The organism is Litorilituus sediminis, from assembly GCF_004295665.1.
GTDB lineage: Bacteria > Pseudomonadota > Gammaproteobacteria > Enterobacterales > Alteromonadaceae > Colwellia > Colwellia sediminis.
This window is the reverse complement of record NZ_CP034759.1, coordinates 2,720,001-2,741,202: the sequence shown is the minus strand read 5'-3', so window position 1 is coordinate 2,741,202 and position 21,202 is coordinate 2,720,001. Positions and strand designations below refer to the sequence as shown.

The 21,202-nt window shown below is 39.0% G+C and carries 23 protein-coding genes; 11 read left to right on the top strand and 12 right to left on the bottom strand.

What is annotated here, in order from left to right; translation table 11 throughout:
* Positions 1–47 precede the first annotated feature (47 nt).
* The 3 genes from bioH to EMK97_RS12180 all read left to right on the top strand — a co-directional run bounded on the left by bioH (position 48) and on the right by EMK97_RS12180 (position 2,301).
* Complete coding sequence (gene bioH / locus EMK97_RS12190) at positions 48–881, top strand: pimeloyl-ACP methyl ester esterase BioH (protein ID WP_130602558.1); 834 nt, start codon at positions 48–50, stop codon at positions 879–881.
* Between the two features lie 87 nt (positions 882–968).
* Positions 969–1,271 (top strand): hypothetical protein, encoded by a 303-nt coding sequence (locus EMK97_RS12185; protein WP_130602556.1) that lies wholly within the window; start codon positions 969–971, stop codon positions 1,269–1,271.
* A 28-nt stretch (positions 1,272–1,299) separates the two neighbouring features.
* Complete coding sequence (locus EMK97_RS12180) at positions 1,300–2,301, top strand: putative metalloprotease CJM1_0395 family protein (RefSeq protein WP_130602554.1); 1,002 nt, start codon at positions 1,300–1,302, stop codon at positions 2,299–2,301.
* Here EMK97_RS12180 and EMK97_RS12175 read toward each other — a convergent pair whose 3' ends face one another.
* Positions 2,302–2,958, bottom strand: coding sequence for a TetR/AcrR family transcriptional regulator (locus EMK97_RS12175; RefSeq protein WP_130602552.1), 657 nt, complete (start codon positions 2,956–2,958; stop codon positions 2,302–2,304).
* Positions 2,959–3,197: 239 nt separating this feature from the next.
* Here EMK97_RS12175 and coaD point away from each other — a divergent pair, with 239 nt between their 5' ends.
* Complete coding sequence (gene coaD / locus EMK97_RS12170) at positions 3,198–3,674, top strand: pantetheine-phosphate adenylyltransferase (RefSeq protein ID WP_130602550.1); 477 nt, start codon at positions 3,198–3,200, stop codon at positions 3,672–3,674.
* 276 nt (positions 3,675–3,950) lie between these two features.
* On the opposite strand, the gene mutM is transcribed toward coaD, so the two are convergent.
* The 8 genes from mutM to radC form a co-directional block, all read right to left on the bottom strand.
* A complete protein-coding gene (gene mutM / locus EMK97_RS12165; protein WP_130602548.1) occupies positions 3,951–4,766 on the bottom strand; it encodes a bifunctional DNA-formamidopyrimidine glycosylase/DNA-(apurinic or apyrimidinic site) lyase in 816 nt (271 codons plus the stop codon).
* Between the two features lie 14 nt (positions 4,767–4,780).
* On the bottom strand, positions 4,781–5,287 hold the full coding sequence (locus tag EMK97_RS12160) for a hypothetical protein (protein ID WP_246028776.1): 507 nt from the start codon (positions 5,285–5,287) through the stop codon (positions 4,781–4,783).
* A 94-nt stretch (positions 5,288–5,381) separates the two neighbouring features.
* The gene (gene rpmG, locus EMK97_RS12155; RefSeq protein WP_044834320.1) at positions 5,382–5,537 is read right to left on the bottom strand and encodes a 50S ribosomal protein L33; all 156 of its coding nucleotides are present in this window, start codon (positions 5,535–5,537) and stop codon (positions 5,382–5,384) included.
* A 20-nt stretch (positions 5,538–5,557) separates the two neighbouring features.
* Positions 5,558–5,794, bottom strand: a complete 237-nt coding sequence (gene rpmB / locus EMK97_RS12150) for a 50S ribosomal protein L28 (protein WP_084692866.1) — start codon at positions 5,792–5,794, stop codon at positions 5,558–5,560.
* Positions 5,795–6,053: 259 nt separating this feature from the next.
* Positions 6,054–6,494: a hypothetical protein gene (locus tag EMK97_RS12145; protein WP_130602546.1), complete on the bottom strand. Its 441-nt coding sequence runs from the start codon at positions 6,492–6,494 to the stop codon at positions 6,054–6,056.
* Positions 6,481–7,149, bottom strand: a complete 669-nt coding sequence (locus EMK97_RS12140; RefSeq protein WP_130602544.1) for an AAA family ATPase — start codon at positions 7,147–7,149, stop codon at positions 6,481–6,483. Before EMK97_RS12140 ends, EMK97_RS12145 begins: the two co-directional genes overlap by 14 nt.
* Before the next feature lie 117 nt (positions 7,150–7,266).
* The gene (locus tag EMK97_RS12135; protein ID WP_130602542.1) at positions 7,267–7,578 is read right to left on the bottom strand and encodes a PilZ domain-containing protein; all 312 of its coding nucleotides are present in this window, start codon (positions 7,576–7,578) and stop codon (positions 7,267–7,269) included.
* A 70-nt stretch (positions 7,579–7,648) separates the two neighbouring features.
* Entirely contained in the window at positions 7,649–8,362 is a 714-nt protein-coding gene (gene radC / locus EMK97_RS12130) for a RadC family protein (RefSeq protein WP_130602540.1), read from the bottom strand.
* Between the two features lie 105 nt (positions 8,363–8,467).
* Here radC and coaBC point away from each other — a divergent pair, with 105 nt between their 5' ends.
* The 3 genes from coaBC to EMK97_RS12115 all read left to right on the top strand — a co-directional run bounded on the left by coaBC (position 8,468) and on the right by EMK97_RS12115 (position 11,925).
* The gene (gene coaBC / locus EMK97_RS12125) at positions 8,468–9,682 is read left to right on the top strand and encodes a bifunctional phosphopantothenoylcysteine decarboxylase/phosphopantothenate--cysteine ligase CoaBC (protein ID WP_130602538.1); all 1,215 of its coding nucleotides are present in this window, start codon (positions 8,468–8,470) and stop codon (positions 9,680–9,682) included.
* A 49-nt stretch (positions 9,683–9,731) separates the two neighbouring features.
* Positions 9,732–10,328 (top strand): nucleoid occlusion factor SlmA, encoded by a 597-nt coding sequence (gene slmA / locus EMK97_RS12120; protein ID WP_130602536.1) that lies wholly within the window; start codon positions 9,732–9,734, stop codon positions 10,326–10,328.
* Between the two features lie 130 nt (positions 10,329–10,458).
* Positions 10,459–11,925 (top strand): aminoacyl-histidine dipeptidase, encoded by a 1,467-nt coding sequence (locus tag EMK97_RS12115; RefSeq protein ID WP_130602534.1) that lies wholly within the window; start codon positions 10,459–10,461, stop codon positions 11,923–11,925.
* Between the two features lie 505 nt (positions 11,926–12,430).
* Here the strand turns inward: EMK97_RS12115 and EMK97_RS12110 are convergent.
* The 3 genes from EMK97_RS12110 to EMK97_RS12100 form a co-directional block, all read right to left on the bottom strand.
* Positions 12,431–13,834 carry a hypothetical protein gene (locus EMK97_RS12110; RefSeq protein WP_130602532.1) on the bottom strand — a complete coding sequence of 468 codons (1,404 nt, stop codon included), beginning with the start codon at positions 13,832–13,834 and terminating at the stop codon, positions 12,431–12,433.
* Positions 13,828–14,184: a phospholipase A2 family protein gene (locus EMK97_RS12105; RefSeq protein ID WP_130602530.1), complete on the bottom strand. Its 357-nt coding sequence runs from the start codon at positions 14,182–14,184 to the stop codon at positions 13,828–13,830. The genes EMK97_RS12110 and EMK97_RS12105 overlap by 7 nt, the downstream gene beginning before the upstream one ends.
* Before the next feature lie 371 nt (positions 14,185–14,555).
* The gene (locus EMK97_RS12100; protein WP_130602528.1) at positions 14,556–15,614 is read right to left on the bottom strand and encodes a GGDEF domain-containing protein; all 1,059 of its coding nucleotides are present in this window, start codon (positions 15,612–15,614) and stop codon (positions 14,556–14,558) included.
* Positions 15,615–15,786: 172 nt separating this feature from the next.
* Between EMK97_RS12100 and EMK97_RS12095 the strand changes: the two genes are divergently transcribed.
* From EMK97_RS12095 to EMK97_RS12080, 4 genes are all read left to right on the top strand, one after another.
* Positions 15,787–16,266: a hypothetical protein gene (locus EMK97_RS12095; RefSeq protein WP_130602526.1), complete on the top strand. Its 480-nt coding sequence runs from the start codon at positions 15,787–15,789 to the stop codon at positions 16,264–16,266.
* A 164-nt stretch (positions 16,267–16,430) separates the two neighbouring features.
* Positions 16,431–18,527 carry a TonB-dependent receptor plug domain-containing protein gene (locus EMK97_RS12090; protein ID WP_130602524.1) on the top strand — a complete coding sequence of 699 codons (2,097 nt, stop codon included), beginning with the start codon at positions 16,431–16,433 and terminating at the stop codon, positions 18,525–18,527.
* Positions 18,528–18,883: 356 nt separating this feature from the next.
* The gene (locus EMK97_RS12085) at positions 18,884–20,350 is read left to right on the top strand and encodes a PepSY-associated TM helix domain-containing protein (RefSeq protein WP_170176755.1); all 1,467 of its coding nucleotides are present in this window, start codon (positions 18,884–18,886) and stop codon (positions 20,348–20,350) included.
* A gap of 149 nt (positions 20,351–20,499) precedes the next feature.
* Positions 20,500–21,165, top strand: a complete 666-nt coding sequence (locus tag EMK97_RS12080; RefSeq protein WP_130602520.1) for a response regulator transcription factor — start codon at positions 20,500–20,502, stop codon at positions 21,163–21,165.
* The last annotated feature ends 37 nt before the right edge of the window (positions 21,166–21,202 follow it).

Here is a 21,202-nt window from a genome sequence, read left to right as displayed (position 1 = left end):
ACCTTTTTGTACACTAACGCCTTTATAAATAAGGCATTAAATTAAGCATGGCAGAAAGCTTAGCATTTACCAGTACCCTGACAGAAAACGCCCCCTCAACAAACAAAATCCCCATTGTATTTATTCATGGCTGGGGCTTAAATTCAGGCGTTTGGCAGCCATTATTAACTAAGTTAGCGAGCCAAATAACCAGTAACTTTGAGCTGATAACCATTGATTTACCTGGCTTTGGCAATAGCAATCAAGTAGCAATTGAACCTTATAATTTGCAAAATATTGCTAAGCTAGTTGCCACTACCATTAACAAACCTGCCATTTACTTAGGTTGGTCATTAGGCGGTCATATCGCCTCAACAATCGCATTAACTATGCCAGAACAAGTACTTGGCTTAATCACTGTGGCAAGTTCACCTTATTTTGTTGAGCAAAATAGCAATGAAAAATGGCCTGGCATTAAAGCCAATGTATTAGCAGGCTTTCATCAGCAACTTTCCGTTGATACTGAAAAAACCATTACCGGTTTTTTAAAAATACAAGCCATGGGTAGCCCACATATTCGTCAAGACCTTAAGCAAATTACCCAGTTGGTTATGAGCCAACCATTACCAACTAAAAGCACCTTGGATGATTCATTAAAACTATTAGAAACAACAGATTTACGTAGCCAACTTTCTGAGATATCTGTGCCGTTTTTACGTTTGTATGGAAAAAATGATAGCTTAGTGCCTAAATCCATTGCCGATAAAGTGACAGATTTAGCACCTAACAGTGACTCATATATATTTCCTCAAGCATCACATGCACCTTTCATTTCTCATGCTGATGATTTTAAAGAGGTTTTATCTCACTGGTTAACAACTAAATTTAGTAACAAAAATTAACGATTGAAAAGTTAAGATTAGATTTACTTTTAAGCCATTTTGGTTAATAATTAGACAGTAAAGATTTGAACTTTGAGGGCTATTTCTATGGAAATTCAATCTGCCTTTAATACTGGTGTACAAGGCTTTCAAAATGCCAGAGAGAGCGCTGAACAAGCAGCTGCCGATATAGTTGCCAGTACTAGCCTAAGCAATACTGACAGTCAAAATACAAGCGGTGCTGAAACCAACACTGAAGTAACAAATCAAGTGGCAACCAATACTGAAGTGCCTGATTTGAATCAGTCTATTGTCGATTTAAAAGTAGCAGAGTTTCAAGCTAAAGCTTCTGCCGAAGTTATCAAGAGCGCTGATGATAGCTTAGGGACTTTATTAGATGTAACAGCCTAACACGCTGTTACTGCCTAGCAGTGTCACTATGAATATCACCCCGCACGTGCCAACACTTTCCCTTCCTACGGTGGCTAACCCTCCGACTGAAAGTCTGCGTCGTGAAAATCACCAACGAGAAGTAATAAGCCAAGTTGCCGCTACCAATCAATCGGCAGCAGAAAAAGGTGTCGCTTCAGACAAAGAGCGAGCGAGAACCCCTGCGCAAACCAATGAACAAGTTGATTTTGCCAACCTAAGAAAGCAAGCTGAGCAAGAAGCAAGCGCTATCAGTGGTGAACGAGAGCACGGCAACTCAGAGCATAATGAGCATGCCGATCATCAAGGCGAATTCAACCAACACGAAAAAGAAGCAGAACAGCAAAAACAGGCTGAAGAGCAACAAGCCATAGCTGATGAAAAGATAATTTCTGAGCTAAAACAGCGTGATCAAGAAGTTAAAACACATGAGCGCGCTCATGCCACTATAGGGGGCACAGCAACGGGTAGCCCCTCGTATACATACGAAGTTGGTCCTGATGGTAAAAAATACGCGGTCAGTGGCGAGGTTTCAGTAGATTTATCCGTTGTCCCCGGCGACCCAAAAGCCACCATAGCTAAAATGCAAAAAATTCATGCTGCGGCTTTAGCGCCTATTAATCCTTCAGTACAAGATACCCGAGTAGCAGCCAGTGCAGCGCAAAAAATTCTTGATGCACAAAGCGAGTTATTATCGCAAAACAATGATATAGCATTAGACAAAGCTGAAAGCCCTGTCAGTAATAATAGGCACTTTAGAGAAGAACAGGGTGTTAATCAGGCTTCTCTCGAGTTTGATCAACTAATCAACCAAACCATAGCAGCACAAGAGCAAATTGCACCTGAGCAAACCAAGCCAAACACTGCTATTGAAGTAAATTCTGCTGAGCAAATCATTCCTCAACAGTCATTAGAAGTACAACAACGCGCTAATCGCATTGAAAGTTTTTATCAAGACATTAGCCAAGCTTATGAAAAGCCGGCTAATTATCAATTTGAATTAACCGCCTAATTAAGAAGCTTCAAGCGCTTGTTGATATTTCTGCTGATACATCTCTCGCGCTTTTAATAAATCTTCTTTCGCTACTTCTGTAGTGTAAGGTCTTAAAATAACTAATATTTTTAAAACGCCTTGATAGAAAACAGAATCATTTACTTCACTTACAATGGTTTGCGTTTGATAAAAGCTCACCCAAAAAGTATTGATAAGACGTAACAAGCTAACAATATCAGCCAGCTCATCATCTTCAAAAGCAATAATATCTGCATCCCTTAAAGCCAATAACAACTCTTTAATGCGTTGTGCTATGGTGTGTTGCACCTCAACATACTTTTCTCTCAGTGACGGGCTTTTATCAAGCAATACCGGCAAGTTGCTATAGAAGAAACGAAACTTCATCGTCGTTTGTGAAACAGCATCCATATACAGAATAAGTGCATCCAATGGTTTTACATCGGCAGATATTTTTGGCAACGCCTCTAATAAAAGACTGCGCGCATACTCTTCATAAATAGATAAAATAATGTCTTCTTTATTGCGAAAATGATAATACAAGTTACCCGGGCTAATAGATAAATGAGCAGCTATATGATTGGTCGTTACATTACGCTCTCCTTGCTCGTTGAATAATGCAATACTGGCTTGAATTATCTTGTCACGGGTTTTCATGCTAACTACTTCTATCTCTTTATTAATTAACTGGCAATCTAGCTATGATACTATCAAATTTCATTAGATATAAAGCTTTTTGAGTAAATACTTTAAGCTTTTTTATGATTATTTATTCATTTACTAGCATTTCAAATTATCACTACGTAACTTTATCGCTGGCAAATATGTATTGCACTTGGTATATCAGCTAACGCAGATTACAATATAAATATCATTACCTTAAACTAACAACCACCATGACTATTAAAGCAATTTATCCCGGCACTTTTGATCCTGTCACCAACGGCCATAGCGACTTGATTATTCGTGCCAGCAAATTATTCAGTGAAGTTATTATTGGCGTTGCCTCTAGCCCGAGTAAACAACCAAGGTTTGATTTAGCTAAACGCGTTGCCATGTTAGAGCAAGTCACCAAAGATTTAGACAATGTAACTGTTGTTGGTTTTAGCGGATTATTAGTCGATTTTGCTAAGCACCATCAAGCCAAAGTACTGATTCGTGGCTTAAGAGCAGTATCCGACTTTGAATATGAATTTCAGTTAGCAAATATGAACCGTAGATTATCGCCAGAATTAGAAAGTGTTTTTCTCACTCCTGCAGAGGAAAACTCGTTTATTTCCTCTACGTTAGTTAAAGAGGTTGCGCTTCATCAAGGCGATGTAAGCCAATTTGTTCACCCTGTTGTTAAAGCAGCACTTGAACAATCAAGCTAATACCAATTTGGTTAAATATTTAGTCATTTAGAGTTACAAGAATAGCATTAAAACAAACAAAATTTATGAAGATATAGTCGTTCTACATCAAATAAATATTGTGCAGTTATCATGTTATTCTTGAACTCCCTAAGGGCGAGTTTGAAAGGCTTATATGCCGCGTTGCTAATTTTAACAAGGGAATAACCATTCTTTGCAATTAGCGCCTTACCTATAAGCCTTTTAATTCTCGCTAAATGAGCAAATACCTAATCAACTTGGTATAACAGCCTTAGATTAAGGCTGTTGACAAACAGGGCAGAAAACTGAGCTTCTATTGGCTTGTCGTATTTCCTCTAGTGGCGTTTGACAACAAGTGCAGGCCTGCCCGACACGTCCATAAACCAATAGCGACTGGGCGAAATAGCCTGGTCGGCCATCTGCTTGAGTAAAATCTTTCAAGGTTGTGCCACCTTGCTTTATCGCAGCAGCGAGTACTTCTTTAATGATCTCAGTTAACTTGTCCAGTCGTTGACAACTGATAGTGCCCACCGGCGCAGTAGGCAAAATACCTGCTTTAAACAAAGCCTCATTCGCATAAATATTACCAACACCAACCACGACATGATTATTCATTAAAAAGGTTTTAATCGGCACCTTACGGTTTTTAGCTTTGTCAAAAAGATAACCGGGAGCAAACTCATCTGATAGTGGCTCAGGACCTAATTTAGTTAATAACCCTTGCTCATCTTGATGCTCTGCCAACCAAAGTACCGCACCAAAACGTCGTGGATCGTTTAAACGCAGCGCCTTACCATTCGCCAAAACCAAATCAAAATGATCATGCTTAGCAACCTCAGTATCTTTATCAATAACACGAACGGTGCCAGACATACCAAGATGTAGTAATAATGTTCCTGAATCAAATCGCAATAACAAGTATTTAGCACGGCGCTCAATGGCATTAATAGTTTTACCTACGATAGTGCTGACTTCAGCAGGAATAGGCCAACGTAACTGTGCATTACGAACAATCACATTAGCTACAGTTTGTTGTTGTAAGTGTGGCGTAATACCTAAACGGCATACTTCTACCTCGGGTAACTCTGGCATGGCAAGGGGTCAACTTATAATTGAGTAATAGGGATTAACTGCTTAGCGATGGCTGCTGGAAAGGCAAGCCAAGTATCACTGGCATGTTTATATATCAGTAGTTGGTCGGTTAAAGGGTATAAAGTAAATTGCTGCCTTTGTTCATTGGCGGCAATATCTATTTGCACTAAAACTCCTTTACTTTCATCTATAATCACATCACTTGCTTGAACCAAACCGCTAGCCTGTTGCCAGCTAAACATCAACTGCTCTACATGTTGGTCGGTCAAGCTAAGTAACACACCTTTGCCTGTATGCTGCCAACTTCGCCCCACTCTTTCAAATAGCAGCTGCTTATCATCTGCCGTTTTAATCACTAACGCCAAAATAACACTGTGCTCAGGCAATAGTAATTGTTGCCCGGCATTGGCTTGGTTATCACTGTCTGAGAACAACTTATCATTGGTGGTGTTGATGATAATAATGATAATCATCACTGAAAAAATAATAACGTTGTTCCAGCCTGTTCTTGATAGTTTCACTTACTTTTCCAATAAACTGATATACAGCCATGATACTGAAATTTTGGCAATAAAAAACCCGGTAGAGACCGGGTTTTTAGTAAAGCTAAATTAATTACTTAATTTTTGCTTCTTTATACATTACGTGCTTACGAGCTTTTGGATCAAATTTTTTGATTTCCATTTTCTCTGGCATAGTCTTTTTATTCTTATCAGTAGTATAAAAATGACCTGTACCTGCACTAGAAACTAAACGAATTTTATCACGCATGATATTCTCCTAGTAAGTACTTAAACTTTTTCGCCACGGGCACGAATGTCAGCTAATACTGCATCAATACCTTTCTTATCGATAATACGCATTCCTTTCGGAGTTAAACGTAATTTAACGAAACGATTTTCGCTCTCAACCCAAAAACGGTGAGATTGAAGGTTTGGTAAGAAACGACGACGTGTCGCGTTTCTTGCGTGAGAACGGTTGTTCCCTACGACTGGCTTCTTGCCGGTTACTTGGCAAACTTTAGACATTTGAGTCACTCCAAAATTAATTTCAGCTCGAGCTATATTTCCCCAAGACCGTCGCCTCGGGATCCTGAAAAAGGTGGCATATTATAGTGAAAGTAATCAATTAATACTAGCCTTAATGTAAAATTTGTATAAAGACATGTAATGGCAAACAATTTCAATAACTTACCACAATACACATAATAAAAAACTCACCATTTAGGTGAGTTTTAGGCTAATAAATGGCTACTTCATGAATAAAAAGCCAGCAAAAAAGTCGTTTTTAATCGACTTTCGACTGTAGTAATTTCTTCAGTTGCTCAGTTTGCTCTTTATTACAAAGCTCATCAATTAAAATTCGCAATATATGAGATTTTGCTAAATCTGATTCTGCTGATAATTCATGTAATTGGTTGATAGCATCTTCACTTAAGGTAAATGTCGCTCGTCGAAATGGTTTATCACTCTTAGACTTACCTTTGGTTCTTTTACGAGACTGCTCTACTTGCTTATGCTCAGCTTCTTTGAGCTCAATAAAGCGCTTCGCTTCAGCAATCGCTTCTTGTAAATTTAGTTTTTGTTCTGATTCTGCTCCCGCCACTGTGGTGACGATTTTTGGTTTACCTTTAGCGTAGTTTTCAGCATCTGAGATAAACTCATCTATGGTGAAATTCTTCTTCTTCGCCTTGCCATCCTTGGTTTTCTTTAAATCAGTTAAACTCATGTGAATTATCCGGTTCCATTGCTAATAGCTCTTCTGCAATAGCAATCATTTCAGCTGCCGCTTTACCTGTTGGCTCATTCTCAATAACGGATGAACCTTGTTCTTCACTGTCATCATAAACATTACGATTATAAGTCACCGCATTAAGCACATTAATACCATAGGAGCTACATACTTCTTTTGCTTCTAAAATACGATTTGCTTGGTTAGGCAATGAAGGGCATTGAGTAATGACAAAAGATGCCATCATCTTAGGGTTAACCATTTTACAAGTACTCAGCATATCTTCCATATGCGGTACTGTTTTCAAATCTCGGCGTTTTGGTCTAAGAGGAATAATAACGTGATCAGCAACCGACATAGCAGCACGTAAGGCTAAGTTATCCTGACCACCACAATCTACTATGACATAATCATAATGCTGGCCTAAACTGAGTAAATCATTGCGAATTTTACCGTATAACTGAATACAGTTAATAGCAGGTAAAGAGGGATCAGCATTACGCGCTTGAATCCAGTCAGAAGTAGTGCGCTGAGGATCACAGTCAACCATTAATACAATTGCTTTTTTATTGCTGGCAAAATACACGGCCAAATTCTGTGCCAGACAGCTTTTACCACTGCCGCCTTTTTCACCACCCACTAATATCATCATATCCTTTCTTCCTTACTGCTGAAATTTAAAGCTTGTCTAAGCTAATTGTAGTTCAATTCCAGTTAATTTTTTTATTAAGGCTATAACCTTGCTTATACAAGCAAACTAAACATTATTTTAATTTGTTGCTTCTAATTTAATTGCAATTTCAAACCAGCCGCTATCTTGTTTAATGCATCGTAAAACCTTGCCATATAGCTTTTGACTATTAGTACTGGCCGACTTAAAGACAACGGTTACTTCAGTATTTAAAGCAATGGCAACGTCACAATCTAAACGTAGCCCGCCACGAGCAAAGTCTAAACAGGCAATTTTTTTACGCTGTTCTCGGCCACTTTCGTCAGTCCAAGTAATATCAATTAGCTCTTTTTCCATGTCCAATCGAAATGACTTACGGCGTTCCAACTCATCTCCACCATTTTCATTCATCAGCTTTTCCTTTGTTCATTAAATACCCTACCTAGTACTTAAAAGTAACTGCCATTTTTAAATTAATCAACTAATTAGTCGCGATAATTTCACCATGTTCAGCAAAAGAATAGCATTGATGCCCAGCAACAATAATATGATCTAATACTCGTATATCAATCAGTTGCAATGCCTGAACTAACTTGTCAGTAATTTGTTTATCAGCAATGCTGGCCTGCGCTACACCTGAGGGGTGATTATGAGCAAGAATGACAGCGCCCGCCTGATATTTTAATGCCTGCTCTATGACAACCCGAGGGTAAACCGCGGCTGCATCAATAGTGCCAAAAAATAAACGTTCAAATTTAATGACTTGATGTTGATTATCTAAATAAAGTAAGCAAAAAATTTCTCGCGTTTCAAAGCGAAGTTGCGCAAGCAAATACTCCCGCGTGGCATGAGATGAGGTTAATACTGTCTGTTGTTGTAATTGTTCTGCCAAACAACGTTTAGACATTTCTAAACAGGCTTGCAGCTGTACATACTTAGCCGTACCTAAGCCATTTCTAGCACAAAAATCATCGTGCTCTGATTGAAATATTGCGCCAATGCTGCCGAAACTTTGCAGTAGCTGTCTTGCTAAATCAACAACATGACAACCGCGCACACCAGTTCTGAGAAAAATAGCGAGTAGTTCAGCATCTGTTAGTGCTTGTGGCCCTTGTTGCAAGAGCTTTTCTCTCGGTCTGTCATCAGCAGGCCAGTCTTTAAGCATAAGTGTTGATTTAACTGAGTCATCTAACATAAGCGCTTCCTTGCGTTTAAATAAGTTTTTCTTGGTTGGTATTTTTCAATAAAGACAATAAATGTTATCTTAACGACCATATTGTTATTTTAAGATTAGCAGCTTATGCAAATTCTTCAGGACAAAAAGATAGTACTTGGTATTACTGGTGGTATTGCTGCCTATAAAACACCAGAATTAGTCCGTCGATTAAAAGATCAAGGTGCCGATGTTCGCGTTGTTATGACCGATGGCGCTAAAGCCTTTATTACCCCGCTCACCTTGCAAGCTGTATCGGGGCATCAAGTCTCTGACAGTTTATTGGATACCCAAGCTGAACTTGCCATGGGCCATATTGAATTAGCGAAATGGGCTGATTTAGTACTGATTGCCCCAGCAACTGCGGATGTCATTGCTCGCATCAGAGCAGGCATGGCGAATGATTTATTAACAACGCTTTGTTTAGCAACAAGCGCCCCTATCGCCATAGCGCCAGCAATGAACCAGCAAATGTGGCACGCTAAAGCTACCCAAGAAAATATTGCAGCTTTAACAGCGTGGGGAATGCACATTTGGGGACCAGGCGCTGGCGAACAGGCTTGTGGCGATATAGGCTTAGGGCGAATGCTTGAAGTTGAAGAATTGGTCAACCTCACTAGCGACTTTTTTGCCGACAAATACCTCGAAAATCAACACTGGGTAATTACCGCCGGTCCAACACGCGAGCCTATCGATCCGGTGCGCTATATCTCTAATCACAGTTCAGGAAAAATGGGTTATGCCATCGCTCGCGCAGCACTTAGCGCTGGCGCTAAAGTCACGTTAATTTCAGGTCCTGTTGCCCTTGAGGCGCCAATAGGTTGTCAACTTATTCAAGTGACCAGTGCTGATGAAATGCACCAAGCAGCACTGGCACAAGCGACTGATTGCACCACCTTTGTTGCCTGTGCAGCAGTAGCAGACTACAAAGTGGCTAATATTGCCTCTGAAAAAATTAAAAAAACCAATGATGCCATGCAACTGGCTTTAGTTAAAAATCACGATATTGTCGCTGATGTAGCACAACTTAAAGATAAGCCTTTTGTTGTCGGCTTTGCCGCTGAAACTCAAGATGTTGAACACTATGCCCGTGGTAAGTTAATGCGAAAAAATCTCGATTTAATTGCCGCCAATGATGTCGCTAAAGAAAACCAAGGCTTTAACAGTAATGACAATGCCTTAACCGTATTTAGTAGCATAGACAAAACTGAAATCCCACTCGCTAACAAGCAACAAGTGGCCAAACAATTAGTGGCATTAATTAATCAACATTACCAACAGAAGCACAAAGTTAACAGCTAGTACTTACTATTTATTTAAATCAGACAACCCGATAGAGAATCTATTTAAAATGAGCGCTAATCCAAAGAAAACAGCTAAACCAAATCGCAAACAACAAATATTAGAATGCTTAGCTTTGATGTTGCAAACTAGCCCAGGTGAGCGTATTACCACAGCAAAGCTAGCAGCAGAAGTAGGTGTTTCTGAAGCCGCTTTATATCGTCATTTTCCGTCAAAAGCTCGCATGTTTGAGGGCTTAATAGACTTTATTGAAGAGTCAATCTTCTCAAGAATTAACCTAATTCTTGCCGATCATAAAGAAACCTTAGTGCGTTGCCATCATATTTTACATGTACTGCTAGTGTTTTCAGAGCGCAACCCAGGCATTTGCCGTATTCTATCTGGTGATGCTTTAATGGGTGAAAATGAACGCCTACGAGGTCGCGTACATCAGTTTTTTGAAAAACTAGAATCACAATTTAAGCAAGTATTGCGTGAGCGCAAACTACGTGAGGGTAAAACCTTTACTATTAGCGAGCAAGCATTAGCTAACCTATTAGTTGCCTTTGCTGAAGGTAAAATAAGCCAATATGTACGTTCTGGCTTTGAAAAAATGCCAAGTAGCGATTTTAATGAGCAATGGCAATTCTTAATGGCGAGTAAATAGCAATACGCTATAAAAAACCAGTAAACATAACTATACAATTATTGACGACACTTTTATCAGCCTCAATTCCCATTTGAGGCTGCAATTCGATAAGCTAGCTATCGAATTACGCACCGTTCGAGGAAACCAGATGAGCACACTGTCACAGTTAAAACCTGCCAGTCTTTGGCAATTATTTGAAAAAATTTGTAGCATTCCACACCCTTCAAAACACGAGCAACAAATCTCGTTATGGATCCAAGAGTGGGCAAAAGAATTAGGTCTGAGCATTAAAGAAGATGCTGTAGGTAACTTATTTATCAAAAAGCCAGCTACCGCCGGCATGGAAGATCGCAAAGGTATTATTTTACAAGCACATATGGATATGGTGCCGCAAAAAAACAATGATACCGAACATGACTTCCTTACCGATCCGATCAAACCTTATATCATCGAAAGTGGTGACTGGGTAACCGCTGAAGGCACGACCTTAGGGGCAGATAATGGCGTCGGTTTAGCATCAGCACTTGCTGTTTTAGCCAGTGACGATATCCCACACGGTCCTTTAGAAGTTCTAGTGACCATAGACGAAGAAGCAGGTATGTCTGGCGCGTTTGGTTTAGAAGCAGGCTGGTTAGATGGTGAGATCTTAATCAACACTGACTCTGAGCAAGAAGGTGAAGTGTACATGGGCTGTGCTGGCGGTATTGATGGCCAAGCAGGCTTTGAATTAAGCTTTACTGATGTACCAAGTGACTACCAAGCATTTAACTTATCTATTTCAGGTTTAAAAGGTGGACACTCAGGCGTTGATATCCACACTGGCCGTGCCAATGCCAACAAATTACTTGTGCGTTTCTTATTAGATGCAAGCAACGAGTTTGACATTAGCTTAACTGAACTAAATGGCGGCAGCTTACGCAACGCTATTCCACGTGAAGCAAACGCCAGTTTTGTTGTACCAAAAGCCAATGTAGCCGCATTAAAAGAGGCTTTAGCACAGTATTTAGCAACAATAAAAGCCAACCTTGGCTCGGTTGAGCCAGATATTGATATGTTATTAATCTCACCTGAAGATTTCGAGCAATGTTGGACGAAAGCCTGCCAAGCAGCAATTCTTCGTGCGCTAAACGCTTGTCCAAACGGTGTTATCCGTATGAGTGACGATATTGAAGGTGTAGTAGAAACCTCATTAAACTTAGGTGTTATTAACACCCGAGGTAAGAAACTAAATGCTTTAGTACTTATTAGAAGCTTACATGATGACGGTCGCTTAGAAACTCAACGCACAGTTCAGTCGGTATTTGAGTTAGCTGGCGCTGAGATTAAATTCTCAGGTGCTTACCCAGGCTGGAAACCAGATACCAATTCAGCCATAATGAAAACGGTACGTGATACTTATCAGCAATTATTCGATAAAGTACCAGCCGTGATGGTTATTCATGCCGGTTTAGAGTGTGGTTTATTTAAAACCGCCTACCCTGAATTAGACATGGTTTCTATTGGTCCAACAATCAAATTCCCGCACTCACCTGATGAGAAAATTGAAATTGCCACCGTTGAGCAATACTGGCAATTACTGATTGCGGTATTAGCAAACGCACCAACTAAAGCTTAATTAATTACTTAAAAGCATATTAGGGCGAAACCACCACTCGGTTTCGTCCTAACTCCTTCGCCTGATAAAGTATTTGATGAGCAAATATTTTAATAAAAGCAAATCAATATGTTACTTAATTATCAGACTTTTTATCTATAACATAAACAACAAAGCAAAGAGGTATCAGTATGATTAAATAATAAATTGATGAAAAATATAACGGGATAGCTCCTTGAGGATCATTATTTAATTTCACTACATCAATATATTTATAACCAAGCCAGACTACGTACGATACTTGGCTAATCAACAGCATCACTTGTGCTTTATTCTTTCTTAGTTTTAATATAAGAAAATGACTTATCGCATGAGGAAAGGAAAATAGCCCGCATACAAAAAAGAACCCACTAAAACTGTCCGTAATTGCAAATACATAGATAATAATAATTATCCAGATAGCGGTAGCAATACTACTGTTATATCTATTAATCCATTTAAAAATAAAAGGGTTCACTAAAAGTACCTATTTTATTAAAGTCGATTTTTGAAATAACCTATCAAACATATTCTCCTGATATTTCATTTTTCTATATAATTGAATGCGTTCATAAGCAGAAGGATCTGAAACACTATTAATTAAATTATAGGTATAGTAGCTTATTCCATATGATTGATTTATGTTTCCATAGGTACTATAAAACCAATCTAAATACTCTTTGTTATTTCCGTATAAAGTTACATAATAAGCAAGGTTTTTCCCTAAATATAAGTCATTCTTGATAGACGGAATTGTTTCAATCAAATAATTGGTTAAAATTGCATTTCCCGTAATAATTGAAGCAATTACATCTAAGCGGTATAACTTTATATGGTTGATATCTTTTTTTATATAACGATGCAGTTCCTTATCAATGAGCAATTTTTCATAAGCTAAATAACCTCCTTTTTTCACATACCCTAATTGATTATCATCTAATAAGTAGTAGTCATTCGCCTTTTCTAAATAATTAACTTTAAATTTCGATAATTCTTTAGTGAGTGCCCGGCGCATATAAACCTCAGCCACTATTGGATTAATATTCTGTATGCACTTAAGTAAATCTTTGGATGGACAAGAATCTTTAGCTTGCTTTATAACATCTGCTACTTCTCCTTGTTCAAGTGTCCAATCATTGAAGTTTTGACATGATCTAAAATAGATGTACTCTGGATTGTTAATGGGCTTTTGATTGAATTTCACTATATCATTCTGTTGTTCTACATATTTCTTTATATATTCTTCAAAATCAATCATATCAGAGAACATTAAGCGAGATTCAATACTCAAGTCCAATATGTTTATCAAATCGCCCAAATATAGCTCTCCACCATTACTTAAAAATTTATTTAATAAGCGCTTGTTGTTTTTAGCAACTGCAAAGTTACCAATATTCAAACTCTTGCTATCGTACGAAATACCAATTTGATTTACGTCCCTTCCTGATGATAGATACATATCAAATACGGATATAGACTGTGGATTAGATTTAAACCGTAACTCCCAATACTTTAATGACTCTCTAAGACCTGAAGCTATTAATCGATCCGTAATTTCTGGCTTAATATTATTTAATAAAGCAAAATCGAGAGCATTCATTTGTTCTCCCATCATACTAAAATGCATTGGATATGAACCAGCTAAAGCTCCTTCAAGATACTTTTCTATGCCATGAATTTTAACAAGCTTCCTTATCTCAACAATAGACACAAGATCCTCTATATGTGGGCTAGAGCTTCGAATATTTCTATAGTTGCCAAGAATTTTACTATAAGGTGAAAAAAAATCTGTCCCAACGTAATTTAGGCACTCGCTTGCAGAAGCGTTAATATGTATAGATAAATATAAAAAAATAGAAATTATAAAACTTACTGCATTACGTATTAACATACTTTAGCTTCCAACTCCTGCCAAATTACGCACTTTACATCAGCTTGAGCAGGTTCGTAAAATAATGAAGCTGGTACGAGATCGACCATACTATAATACTCATTAGCAAAGTTCATGCACACTGTTTGGTCTGTTGGGTGTGAATAATCAGATAAACAGATTGCCTGCATATCAACTTGAAAATTTAAATCACAGGCTCCCTTATCCGAATTGACTGTCGTATAGCACAAATCATGTCCATTACAGGCACTAATAAAAACACTATCCCACATACCACCTGCTCCTCCAGAAGAACAACCATTCGGAGATAAATCAATAGTCCCTTGGCAATCTTTAGGTTGCTTATCCATAAGTTGCGCGCATCTTGCTCGTAAATCTCTTCCATAATATCGTCATCTTGCTCATCCCAATCGCTCCAGTTTCCCGAAGTAATTCCGATAGCAGAAACAGCATAGCTAACTGACATGCGTTACCCATGAACGGATATGCGTTCTATTGCAAAACAGCTTGACGTATAAAGAATGAATAAAAGTGCGGATAAAATTAGAAGTAGTAACTTTGAATTTAACATATGAGTCCTTTCGTTTAATTGTTTTTTACATAATTATTACATTTATATTTCATCTTTTTGACATTTGTCAATATAATTTGAGTAAAGCTAACCAAACTACTGTAATTCTGATGTTTAATGCTAAAGCTTAATTAATTGCTTAAAAGCATATTAGGGCGAAACCACCACTCGGTTTCGTCCTAACTCCTTGGCCTGGTAAAGCAGATCATCGGTTGCTTTATATACCTGTTCAAATGAGGTGTTATAGTGCGGCTTAATTAATGACAGTCCCGCTGATATGGTAATTCGCTCCACAACCCCTTGGCTGATATCTAATTGCTCAACCGCATGCCTAATCTTCTCTAGCAAGGCAATGGCGCTAACATCATCTTTTGGCTTATATAATAAAGCAAACTCTTCACCACCGAGTCGAAATAACACATCATCAGAGCGCTTCATGGTCTCTTGCAGTAGCTTAGCTAAAGCAACTAAAGCGGCATCGCCTGCTGGGTGACCAAATTTATCATTGTGCATTTTAAAATGATCTATATCGATAATTGCCAATGCCAATAACTCTTTGCTGCGCTTAGCACTATTGATTTTTTCAACTAAGGTTTCATTAAAGTGGCGACGATTATGTAGCCCTGTTAAGGCATCTGTCTTAGTCATTTTTTCTAGTTTTAATTGCGTGGCATGCAACTTTTTAAAGGTTCTCGCTATCAACAGCTCAGCTAAGTAAGCAAAAAATAAAGTAAAGAGTGAAACAAAAGCAAAGCGAACATACTCTAGCGAGCTAATACCCTCTCCTAACCACTTCGCTAATACAGCCAGTAAGGTCAGCAAAAATATCCCTGAAATCGCTAAACCTTTCTTATGACCGTACAAAGACATAATTAAATAGATAAAGAGAAATGACCAAATGGGCGTATAACCTTGTCCCTGATTAATATACACAATCAGGAAAATGCCCAAACACATAACAACGGCTATAGCGTGAACAATATGCTTTTTATTACTTTTAAACAGAAAAAAGGTCAGAAACAGCGCGGCAAGTAAGCCTAAATTTGTGTAGAAAATAGGTAAGCTACTAAAAAAGAAATTACTTATGGTTAAGGTAATTAATAAGAAAAATGAAAATAAGATAACAAAATTGCCCGTTACCTCTTTTCGATAAGAACTACTACCAATATCCTTTTCTAGCAAAAGGTAACCTTTAAGCCAAGTTTTCATTCAAGCTACCTTTTCAACAGCAAACATCCATAGCGACTAGCTTACCATAATTTATACTGATGTCTTAACCACCTGCACAACATTGACGATAAAGTATGATGATAAACAAATAAAAGCTAATCAAAACGGCTTACACTGGTAGACATAATATAAGCAAACAGACAGCACAGCCATGATAGATTTTGAATTATTTACCTTAGCTCGCGCAATTCATGTACTTGCTATTGTCCTATGGATTGGCGGTGTCGCCTTTATTACCACAGTGTTATTACCCGCTATTCAAGCACTCAACTCAGATGAAGAGAAGATTGCCCTATTTGAACGACTTGAACATAAGTTTTCATGGCAGGCAAAAGTGACCACATTAGCAGCGGGTATTTCAGGGTATGTTATGTTGGAGTTTCTTAACGCTTGGCAACGTTATCTAGATGCGAGCTTTTGGTGGTTACACTTAATGACCTTAGTATGGTTTATCTTTACCTTAGTGTTATTTGTTTTAGAGCCGCTATTTTTACACCGCTGGTTTATGCAACAAGCACAAGCTAACCCACAAAAGACCTTTAGCAAAATTCTCAATATGCATAGGTTATTACTGGCGCTGAGCTTACTTGCTGTCTTTGGCGGTGTAGCAGGTGCCCATGGCTACCTCTAGTTAAGAGATGCTTTAACTGTGCGAGCTCAATTTCCACAAACCTTGATCTAGAACATGCAAATAAGAATTATTCGCAACAAATGTATTTATTAAGATAACTTTTCTGTACAATTTTTAACAAATGATAATTATTCGTATTTAAATTTTGTATAGAGGAATTCCCTGTGAATATACCTAGCTACCCAACTCTTATTGCCCTCGCCGTTTGCACAACATTATCTAATACAGTATTAGCTGATACCCCTGAAGCGCCATCTGTTGACCAAACACTTGATCTTGAAACCATTACCATTACAGCAACACGTACCGAGCGACGATTAATGGATAGCCCACTATCATCTTCTGTGATCACCAGTGAAGAAATAGAAAAAAGTGCCGTATCAAGTTTATCGGATTTACTGCGCGACGTACCTGGTATAGAAATTTCAGATGCTGCAACAGCAGGTATGAAACGGATCCGCATTCGCGGTGAGTCATCAAGACGTGTTGCTATTTTAATTGATGGTCAAGAATTGACTGACCACTCTACCTATGGCGCCCCTTTGTTACTCGACCCTGCCATGGTAGAGCGCATAGAAGTTATACGCGGTACTGGCTCAGTGTTATATGGTCAAAAAGCGCTTGGCGGTGTGGTTAACTTTATCACTAAAAAAGGCGGCGATGAGCCAATTCAAGCCAACTTAAGCGCAGGTTATGACTCGGCAACACAAGGGACTCAATATAGTGCCTCTGCATACGGTGCGCTAGGTGATTTTGATTATCGCTTATCTTGGTCTGATAACGATCACGACAACCGCGAAACGGCAGAGGGAGAGCTAGATGAAACCAAGTTTGCTAATGACAGTATCATGGCCTACGGCGCTTATAACTTAGGCAATCATACTGTTGGCTTAAGTTATGACCAATATAATATGAATTCTGAAATTGCTACCGGTATGCCTGGCTTCATGTTAGATATGCCAAAGCGTGATAGAGAAAAAGTTGGCGGCTTTTATCGCGTGGAAAATATTTCCTCTACTTTAAGTAAAATCCAATTAGATGCTTATACACAAACGGTAGATCGTGAATTTGTACAACATATGGAAATGGCTATTCCTGCACGCTCTGGCGGCATGATTGACATGGTGGTTGATACACAAATCAATGAAGATTTAGAAACCACTGGCTTTAATGGTCAATTTGATTTTACGCTAGGTAAAAGCCACTATCTAATTGCTGGCTTACAGTACATCAAAGATGACGTCATTAAAAACACCAATAATCATACCCTTATGTCTAAGCCTATGCCAGCACCTATGCCAACCATAGTATTAAGTGATACTGACATAACGCATGTAGAAGAAGCATCACTAACAACGCAAGCACTTTACTTGCAAGATGAGTGGGATATCACTAAAGACTGGCTAGTTACCTTAGGCGCACGTCACTACTGGGTTGAAAGTGAGCTTGTAAGCTCAACACGAGGTTTGCATGCCGGTACAAGTGATGACAGTGAACTAGTAGGCTCTATTGCGACCAACTTCTCAATTAGTAAAGATCAAAACATACGCGCTGTAGTATCTCAAGGCTATGGTTATCCGACACTTTTACAAACAGCTATGGGCGCTACCGCTGCCGGCACCTACATTAACCCTAATGCTGAATTAGAAGCTGAGAAATCAATTAACTACGAACTAGGTTATCGCTTTCGCAATAACAATTTCGTTTTAGATACCACAGCATTTTACACTGATGCCGATGAATATCTAACAACCATTGCCTGTAGCGAAACTCAATATAACTGCGTAACTCCAGCAAGGGATGATATTTATGTTAATGCCGACAAGGCTACTAGCAAAGGTATTGAGCTCGATGCTGCCTTAGACTTTTCACAATTTAACATTTACGCCAGTGCCACTTGGTCTGATCGCGAAACCACAATGGCTGACTTCACTACAGATAAAACTGGTTTACCTAGCTTATATGGTCGCGCTGGCTTTAAATTCTTTGGTGAACACAATCTACTCGGCAACTACTGGTTTGATGCTTATGTACGCGCCGCGAGTGACGCGCAAGAGCAAGAAAGTGATACTGGTGATATCAGCCATTATGCAGGCTGGGGCACGGTTAACTTAGCCATAGGCACACGTTTTGGTAAAAACGACATGATGCTACTAAGTCTTGAAGGTAATAATTTAACCGACAAAGCTTATACACCGGCTTCTGAATCATTACTTGCTGCAGGACGCAGCATACAGGCTAAATTCTCTATTGAGTTTTAGGGCATGTTGACCTTTGTTGATATTTTCAGCAATGAGCTATTTTTATCAGTAGCAAAGCAGTATGAACGCAGTTTGGTTGTTTCAAATAAGTAAATACTAATGCCGCTAATGTTAAAAATAGCCATTGCCCCTTTTTCTTTTAAGGTATTAGGGCTGAGGCTAAAACCCCTTTACTTTGCGTTAAAAGCTGCTGATTTAGCTGGCTAAACTACGCAACTTTTGCCTTAATTAAAGGGGTTTTATCTCTCAGCTGAATTATTAAACAAAGATAAACACGCCCTGAGCCAAGGTCCTTTAACTGCCCAGTTAGCTTATTGAGCTTAAGCTTGCTGGGCAAGCCATCTGAATTATCAACTGTGAAAAAATCAAAACTCTCTGGTAAGTTACACAAAATATTAGGCTTAGTGCTAATACCATTACTACTGTTATTTACTATCAGTGGTATCGGGCTTAACCACCCAAGCATTATTGAATCCTTATCTGTGCCAGTTAAAAGCCTACCAAGTAATTACCATTTCAAAAACTGGAATCGCGGCGCTATCCAAACCGTGGCGCAAATAAGTGATAACGAGCTCTATGTTGCCGGTAAGAATGGCTTAGCCAAGCTCACCAACAATCGTTATCACGCGATAGAAAACCCACTGGCAAACAAACCTTGGCACAATTTTATTTATAGCCTGTATTTTGATAAAGCAACCGAGCAGCTTTTTGTCGGTAGCAGAGACGGCTTATTTCGCTACAACATTGCTAACAGCGCTTGGCATTATTACCCAAGCACACAAGGCCAGCGCATTGTCTCAATCGGACAAGATGCCAGTAATCACCACATTATCGCTGTCGCTAATCATCAACTTTTTCAACTCAGCCATGGCAATCAAGATAGCATCAGCCATCTGAATATCAAGTTAGCCGACAGCCAGCAAGAAGTGCCATTATTTCGCTTTATCTTCGCCATGCATAGCGGTGAAATTTGGGGCATATTTGGCATTTTATTAATGGATTTAGTCGCGCTTGCTGTAATTTACTTTAGTTTAAGTGGCTTGTACTACTGGTTATTTCCCAAGCTAGTTAGGCGCAAACTACTGTCGAGAAAAAGCAAAATTAAGGGTGGCCGACTATTTCGCTGGTTAGCCAAGAACCACAATAGCTGGGGTCTAGCACTGATGCCATTATTACTTATCAGTGGCGCAACAGCCATGGTAATGAGACCACCCGGCCTCATTCTAATAGCCTCAAGTGCTTCACCTGTGGCCGTTTATTCAAGCCATGGTAACACTAACATTCCCTACAAAATTACCAAGGCCGCCTTTGTTAATGAGCAATTGATATTGCTCACCGATGATGGTGTTTTTTCAGGTAAAGCCAAACCCGAGCAAACCTTTAACCCTATTGAGTTTTCTGCGCCAATACATGGTATGGGCGCAACACTTTTTCAACCACAAAACAACGGCAACCTGCTTATAGGTTCGTTTAGTGGTTTATTTTCATGGCAAGCGAGTGATAACAGTTATAGCGAAGTGACCTTAGCCGAACAAAGCAATGGCTTAATGCCCATGGCAGTGCATCAAAGTGGCGATGACGTCATTGTCTTTGATTATTTTCGTGGTAAGTTATTTGCTCAACACAAGCAATTCCCCGCTATGCCAAAAAGTATCAATGACAGCGCTGAAATGGCTTTGTGGAACTTCTTTTTTGAGTTGCATAATCTGCGCATTTTTCAACATTACATCGGCAATTTTTACTTATTGCTATTGCTGCTGGCTTCGCTAGCCTTTGTTGTCGTTTCCATTACAGGTACCATCCAGTATTTACGAAAAAAATAACCACTATCAATAGAAATTATTACCTTGACTAACTAATTATCTTGCTTAGCTAATCCCTTAAAGGTACTGATTCTGCTATTTTTTTAATGGGGATTGTTATTCGTTATTTTTCCGTTAGAATGGAGTGAGGTTTATTAAGGAAGTACGTAATGATTCAGCCCGAAAAAATAATAATAGCTGACGATCATCCTTTATTTAGGCAAGCACTGTTAGGTACATTAAAAGCCAAGTTAAGCTACACCAATTGGCTAGAAGCGCAAACTATCGCTGAGCTTGAACAATTGTTGGATGAAAACAATGATAGCGATCTACTCTTGCTTGATCTTAATATTCCTGGCGCACATGGCTTTAACACCTTAATTCATGTACGTAACCACTTTCCACAAATCCCTGTTGTTATTGTTTCTGCTCACGAAGATCACGACACCATTAGCAAAGCTATGGGCTATGGCGCGGCTGGCTTTATTCCAAAATCAACGCCGGTTGTTGACATCTACAATGCCATTATCACCATACTCTCAGGTGATGTTTGGTTACCAGCATCCTTTCAACAAGCACAAGTTAATGATGCCGACAGTGACATCGCTGAACGTGTTGCCAGTTTAACTCAGCAGCAATATAGAATTTTAATGATGTTCGCTCAAGGTATGCTCAATAAACAAATTGCTTATGATTTAAACGTTTCAGAAGCAACAATAAAAGCACATGCTACCGCCATTTTTCGCAAACTAAACGTACGTAATAGAACGCAAGCTGTGATTGCCATTGGTCAGTTAGATCTACAAGAAACCGGTTTCGACTCACAACAGAAATAAGCCCAATTAGACCATTACATTTCTCTTCAACCTAGCT

Bases quoted from the DNA above. Each gene is read 5' to 3' on its own strand.
- bioH (WP_130602558.1), top strand. From the start codon at position 48: ATGGCAGAAAGCTTAGCATTTACCAGTACCCTGACAGAAAACGCCCCC.
- EMK97_RS12185 (WP_130602556.1), top strand. From the start codon at position 969: ATGGAAATTCAATCTGCCTTTAATACTGGTGTACAAGGCTTTCAAAAT.
- EMK97_RS12180 (WP_130602554.1), top strand. From the start codon at position 1,300: ATGAATATCACCCCGCACGTGCCAACACTTTCCCTTCCTACGGTGGCT.
- EMK97_RS12175 (WP_130602552.1), bottom strand. From the start codon at position 2,958: ATGAAAACCCGTGACAAGATAATTCAAGCCAGTATTGCATTATTCAAC.
- coaD (WP_130602550.1), top strand. From the start codon at position 3,198: ATGACTATTAAAGCAATTTATCCCGGCACTTTTGATCCTGTCACCAAC.
- mutM (WP_130602548.1), bottom strand. From the start codon at position 4,766: ATGCCAGAGTTACCCGAGGTAGAAGTATGCCGTTTAGGTATTACGCCA.
- rpmG (WP_044834320.1), bottom strand. From the start codon at position 5,537: ATGCGTGATAAAATTCGTTTAGTTTCTAGTGCAGGTACAGGTCATTTT.
- rpmB (WP_084692866.1), bottom strand. From the start codon at position 5,794: ATGTCTAAAGTTTGCCAAGTAACCGGCAAGAAGCCAGTCGTAGGGAAC.
- EMK97_RS12145 (WP_130602546.1), bottom strand. From the start codon at position 6,494: ATGAGTTTAACTGATTTAAAGAAAACCAAGGATGGCAAGGCGAAGAAG.
- EMK97_RS12140 (WP_130602544.1), bottom strand. From the start codon at position 7,149: ATGATGATATTAGTGGGTGGTGAAAAAGGCGGCAGTGGTAAAAGCTGT.
- EMK97_RS12135 (WP_130602542.1), bottom strand. From the start codon at position 7,578: ATGAATGAAAATGGTGGAGATGAGTTGGAACGCCGTAAGTCATTTCGA.
- radC (WP_130602540.1), bottom strand. From the start codon at position 8,362: ATGTTAGATGACTCAGTTAAATCAACACTTATGCTTAAAGACTGGCCT.
- coaBC (WP_130602538.1), top strand. From the start codon at position 8,468: ATGCAAATTCTTCAGGACAAAAAGATAGTACTTGGTATTACTGGTGGT.
- slmA (WP_130602536.1), top strand. From the start codon at position 9,732: ATGAGCGCTAATCCAAAGAAAACAGCTAAACCAAATCGCAAACAACAA.
- EMK97_RS12115 (WP_130602534.1), top strand. From the start codon at position 10,459: ATGAGCACACTGTCACAGTTAAAACCTGCCAGTCTTTGGCAATTATTT.
- EMK97_RS12110 (WP_130602532.1), bottom strand. From the start codon at position 13,834: ATGTTAATACGTAATGCAGTAAGTTTTATAATTTCTATTTTTTTATAT.
- EMK97_RS12105 (WP_130602530.1), bottom strand. From the start codon at position 14,184: ATGGATAAGCAACCTAAAGATTGCCAAGGGACTATTGATTTATCTCCG.
- EMK97_RS12100 (WP_130602528.1), bottom strand. From the start codon at position 15,614: ATGAAAACTTGGCTTAAAGGTTACCTTTTGCTAGAAAAGGATATTGGT.
- EMK97_RS12095 (WP_130602526.1), top strand. From the start codon at position 15,787: ATGATAGATTTTGAATTATTTACCTTAGCTCGCGCAATTCATGTACTT.
- EMK97_RS12080 (WP_130602520.1), top strand. From the start codon at position 20,500: ATGATTCAGCCCGAAAAAATAATAATAGCTGACGATCATCCTTTATTT.